The 4,604-nt window shown below is 59.3% G+C and carries 2 protein-coding genes and 1 pseudogene; all 3 read left to right on the forward strand.

What is annotated here, in order from left to right; translation table 11 throughout:
* Positions 1-2,295, forward strand: a pseudogene (locus tag BN1056_RS05725) (class I SAM-dependent DNA methyltransferase); the annotation flags it as partial.
* 345 nt (positions 2,296-2,640) lie between these two features.
* Entirely contained in the window at positions 2,641-4,098 is a 1,458-nt protein-coding gene (locus BN1056_RS05730; RefSeq protein ID WP_244671538.1) for a hypothetical protein, read from the forward strand.
* A gap of 249 nt (positions 4,099-4,347) precedes the next feature.
* Entirely contained in the window at positions 4,348-4,593 is a 246-nt protein-coding gene (locus BN1056_RS05735; RefSeq protein ID WP_210579718.1) for a transposase family protein, read from the forward strand.
* Positions 4,594-4,604: the final 11 nt, after the last annotated feature.

Consider the following 4,604-nt stretch of genomic DNA (forward strand, 5'->3'; position numbering starts at 1 on the left):
TCCCGCCGCATCGACCTGTGGGGTCGGCGGGCCCCGGTGGGTGCGGGTTCGGCGGTGACGCGGGAGCAGATCGAGGACTACCTGGCCAGCCCGGATTCGGCCTATCGGCGTCTGCGGCTGGTGATGGATGCGTGGTGCGCACTGTGGTACTGGCCGCTGACCACCGACGTTAAGCCGCCGAGCCTGGAGGAGTGGCTGGAGACGCTGGAGCACACGCTCGGCTACGCGGGCGACGCCGCCCCCGCCAACGCGGTGCCGCTGGCCGAGGCGACCACCTGGGAGGGGCTGGAGGAGACGGAGGCCTGGGACCTCCAGTTCGCCGGTGCGCGCAGGGTGGAGGCGGTGCTTGAGCAGCAGCCGTGGCTGCGTGTGGCCAAGCGGGTCGCGGACGAGCAGGGCTTCTTCCACTGGGAGCTGGACTTCGCCACCGTGTTTGCGCGCGGCGGCTTTGACCTGCAGGTGGGTAACCCGCCGTGGGTGCGGCCCGACGTCAAGTTGGAGACGCTCCTGGCCGACGGCGATCCATGGTGGGTACTCACGAGCAAGCCTCCGGTCGCCGAGAAGACCGCCCGCATGCCCGCGACGATCAGCCGCCCCGGCATCCTAAACACGGTGGTCGACGGAGCCGCGGAGACGGAAGTCCTGGCTGAGTTCATCAGCGACTCCACCGTGTACCCCGTCATGGAGGGCCGCCCCGATCTGTATCGCGCCTTCATGTGCCAGGTGTGGGAGCACCAGAAGCCGAGCGGAACCTCGGGACTCATCCACATGGAGACCCACTTCACGGATGCCAAGACCCCGAACCTGCGGGCAGCGACGTATCGGCACCTGCGGAGGCACTGGCAATTCATCAACGAGCTTCAGCTCTTCGATATTCAGCACCAGAAGATTTACGGCGTGCATGTCTACGGTGCGGAACGTACGCCTAGCTTCCTCAGTGCCGTCTCGCTCTACCACCCTGACACGGCCACCCGATCTCTCAAGCATGACGGTTCCGGCGAGGAGCCAGGCTTCAAGGACCCGCACACGGGAACCTGGGATCTCCGCCCGCACGCCTCCCGCATCCAGCGGGTCGACGAATCCACGCTTGGGAACTGGCAGACCGTGACCGAGGCAGACGACTGGCGTTCCGCCCCCATGGTCTCAACGGTCAACTCGGCGGCCGCTCGCACTTTGGAAACTCTGTCACGCAGCCAGCGCATAGGCTCTCTCGGCCTTGAGTTCTCCTCCGGTTGGAACGAGACAACCGACTTTGAGACGGGACGCTTCGTCAAGGTGTGGGGCCCAGCCTCCTGGGAGGACGCCATCCTGCAGGGACCGCACCTGTACGTGTCTACGCCCCTGTATAAACGGCCGAACGAATCCATGAAGAACTTCCTCGATTGGACTTCGACCGACTTCGAGGCCCTGCCTGCGGATGCGCAGCCGGTGACCCAGTACAAGCCTGCCGGCGACCGCGCCACCTACGATCGCCTCTACACCCACTGGGGCACCGCCTCCGCCCGCGACCACTACCGCATCGCCTGGCGCCGCATGGCGGCCAACACCGGCGAGCGGACGCTGATCCCGGCTATGCTCCCACCCGGCGCCGCGCACGTTAATCCGATCTACTCGACGAGTCTGACCGACACACCGTCCCTACCCCTGATCGCCGCTGTCTCTTCGTCGCTTCTTGCCGATTTTCAAGTACGTTCGAGGAACCGTAATGACATCATCAACCAAGACTTCGAGCGTATTCCCTTACCACCACGATCGCACCCACTCGCAATCCGCGCCACCCTTCGAACCCTCCGTCTGAACTGCCTGACGGACGCCTACGCCGATCTGTGGGCCGAGTGCTGGGACGAGGCGTTCCTTGAGGACTCGCCGATTCTGGAACGCTACGACGAGCGCCCGATCGGGCCGGCCTGGACGCCCGACATTCCCCTCCGTCGTGCGGAGGACCGGCGCAACGCGCAGGCGGAGGTCGACGTGATGGTGGCGGTGATGCTTGGGGTCCCGATTGAGGATCTGTGCACGATCTACCGCACGCAGTTTGCGGTGCTCTACGACTATGACCATGGCCGGGGCACGGGCGCCTATGTCTATGACGCCAATGGACGTCAGGTGCCCACGCCAGTGCGCCAAGCCTGGGACAAGCGCAAGCGCCCCGAGTCGGACACCGACATGCCCCTGGACGAACGCACCCACACCCACCCCGGCTCCGGCGTAACCTACGTCTACGAACTCCCCTTCCGCACCCGCGACCGCGAACTCGACTTCCGCCGCATCCACACAGCCCTCGTAGACAGCTAGTTCTTACCTTACGTGCAGCGTGATGGCAGCAGGCTTCACCCAACGATGAATCGACTAATAAGACAGACACCCATCATGACATAGGTACGAGTACACTCTCCATCAAAGATGGCAAGCACCTAGGCGCACAAGGTACCAGCACTAACAAGGCAAACTATGGGCAACGACGAAACTCTCCAGATAGCGAAGCATCTAGAACAGACGCAAATAATCGAATCTAGCCTCACAAACGGCGACGGTCCCTGGACCGTAATCTGTGACAGCTGGAACGACAGTAACGGTAACCACGGAGGCCGCTACATTACCCTGTCTCAACCACATCTACGAGACAAGATACTCAGCAGCATGGGATGGGATCTTACAAAGGGCCGCGGGACTCCGGGGTTTGTGGGATCAAAAGAGGACGCGCGCTACTTCAGGAACGATGCGGCACCAGATTTTGAACCGCTTGTTATCTTCCAGGAGTTCCACGGCGTCGTGCCTGACACCATACTTATTTCAGAAGAATTCCGTTTGCTAATGGGACTATGGCAAGACCCTAAGTCCGGCAATTATTTCCAGATCAAGGATGATGGCACGAAAGAACTTGCCGTCAAGTTTGAAGCCCAGAAAATCGAGGTGCGAACACCTATTTTAAACCGGTATCTCGCCGCGCGTCAGCTTGATGCCGTTCTGTTCTTAGACTCCACAGTATCGGTACGCAACGCCGCGCCTACTGCAACCTTCGACCATCTCGAAATTGAAGATTCTTCCAACGGTAAAGACGCGTGCATTGCTCGCAATATCGGCAGACTACACCTTGACGAACAAGTGATTTTTTCACGAGTACTCGCGAAACGTATCCTACAAGCGCCGCCGCAGGCCGCTTGTGGCATCTGGCCGTGGGACGATATTGACCCAGAGGACTATCCAGAATTCATTATAGGGGAAAGCGAAACTGGAGTTCCGATCAAGTTCACCTGCAATCCTGATCGCTTGGCGAACTATTTTGGCGCCAACCCAGACGCGCCCCACTATTTGACGCCTGTCTTTTTTAAACCTGACGTGATGCAAAAATACTACGACAACCCTTCACTGTACTCCGTAGGAGACGGAGGTCTCTCCTGTGCCCAACTGTGGCACGTCCAAATTGACAATGACGATCCAACATTCGTTGCCGTATTCTTGGGTGACCTCGGTCGCGACGTCCCGCAAGGGGAGTGGAGTCATTGGTTGTCGTACAACGTGCCTCCGACACAGAAAATGAGCGAAACAAACTTTCGTCGCTCTATTTTGGGACAATTCACTACGAGCAAAAACCCTGAGCATCATTTCAAGACCTCATACGAGGAACTCAACCGGATCTGGGAAAGGCGCTGGGGATGGCCCCTCTATCGAGAAGCTACTCACAACGATAAAGACGTCATTCGCCGCCTTCGTATTCCTGTAAATGATACCAGCACTGAGTTTCAAGCGCAGCTACTTAACTTAGCACTGATACTCGTTGACCTCCTCAATGAGAGGGCGCTTTCGCAAGAAGTTTCAGTAGACAGCGGGACAAAAGGCATCGGTAAACTACAGAGGTTCCTTGAGAAACACTCATACAGATACGTCGATCGCGATACTTCTTTGCTACGAACGGTGCAACGCATGCGATCGCACGTGGCAGCTCACGCGTCAGGCAGCAAGGGCCAAAAGGTCCTAGATAATGAACTGTCAGGTCGCTCGCCACGCGAATACTTTCAGCAGTTGACATCGGATGCCGTTCAGATGATGCGCGACTTGATTGAGTTCGCAACTCAATCAGATTCAAGACCCGCCTAGAGCGTTATAGCAGACCCCTTTAGATTATGTGACAACATCGACTGTTGTCACTCGGTTCTCGGAAGATTATGGGGTCTTCGCGTTTGAGGGTGTGGTGAGGTTGCCCGGAGGTTGGGCAGGGGCTCGGCAAAGTTGTTGGCTGGGTTGGTGGTTGTTAGGGGTTTTCGGTGTGTTGGTGGGGGTGCGGCGCGATCTTCCGGAGACGATGGGGGTGTTCGAAAAAGCCATTGCCTGGAAGGTCGCGCCGCTGTGTCATCATCCCCCACTTCTGCCCTGTCGCGCCAGCCCCTGACCGGGATGTTCGCAGGTGTCCCGGACCCGCGGCATCGGCGCGGGTGCCGTCACCGTCTGGATGTGGTGCTGGCTTTGGCGGCGGTGGGGGTTCTGGCCGGCTGTCGTACCCTGCTGGCGATCTGGGAACACGCCCAGGACCTGACCGGCGGCCAACTACGGCAACTGGGACTGGGCGTGTTCAATGGTCTGTGTAAGCCCTGATTGAGAGGACC

The organism is Actinomyces succiniciruminis (assembly GCF_900002405.1).
Taxonomy (GTDB): domain Bacteria; phylum Actinomycetota; class Actinomycetes; order Actinomycetales; family Actinomycetaceae; genus Actinomyces; species Actinomyces succiniciruminis.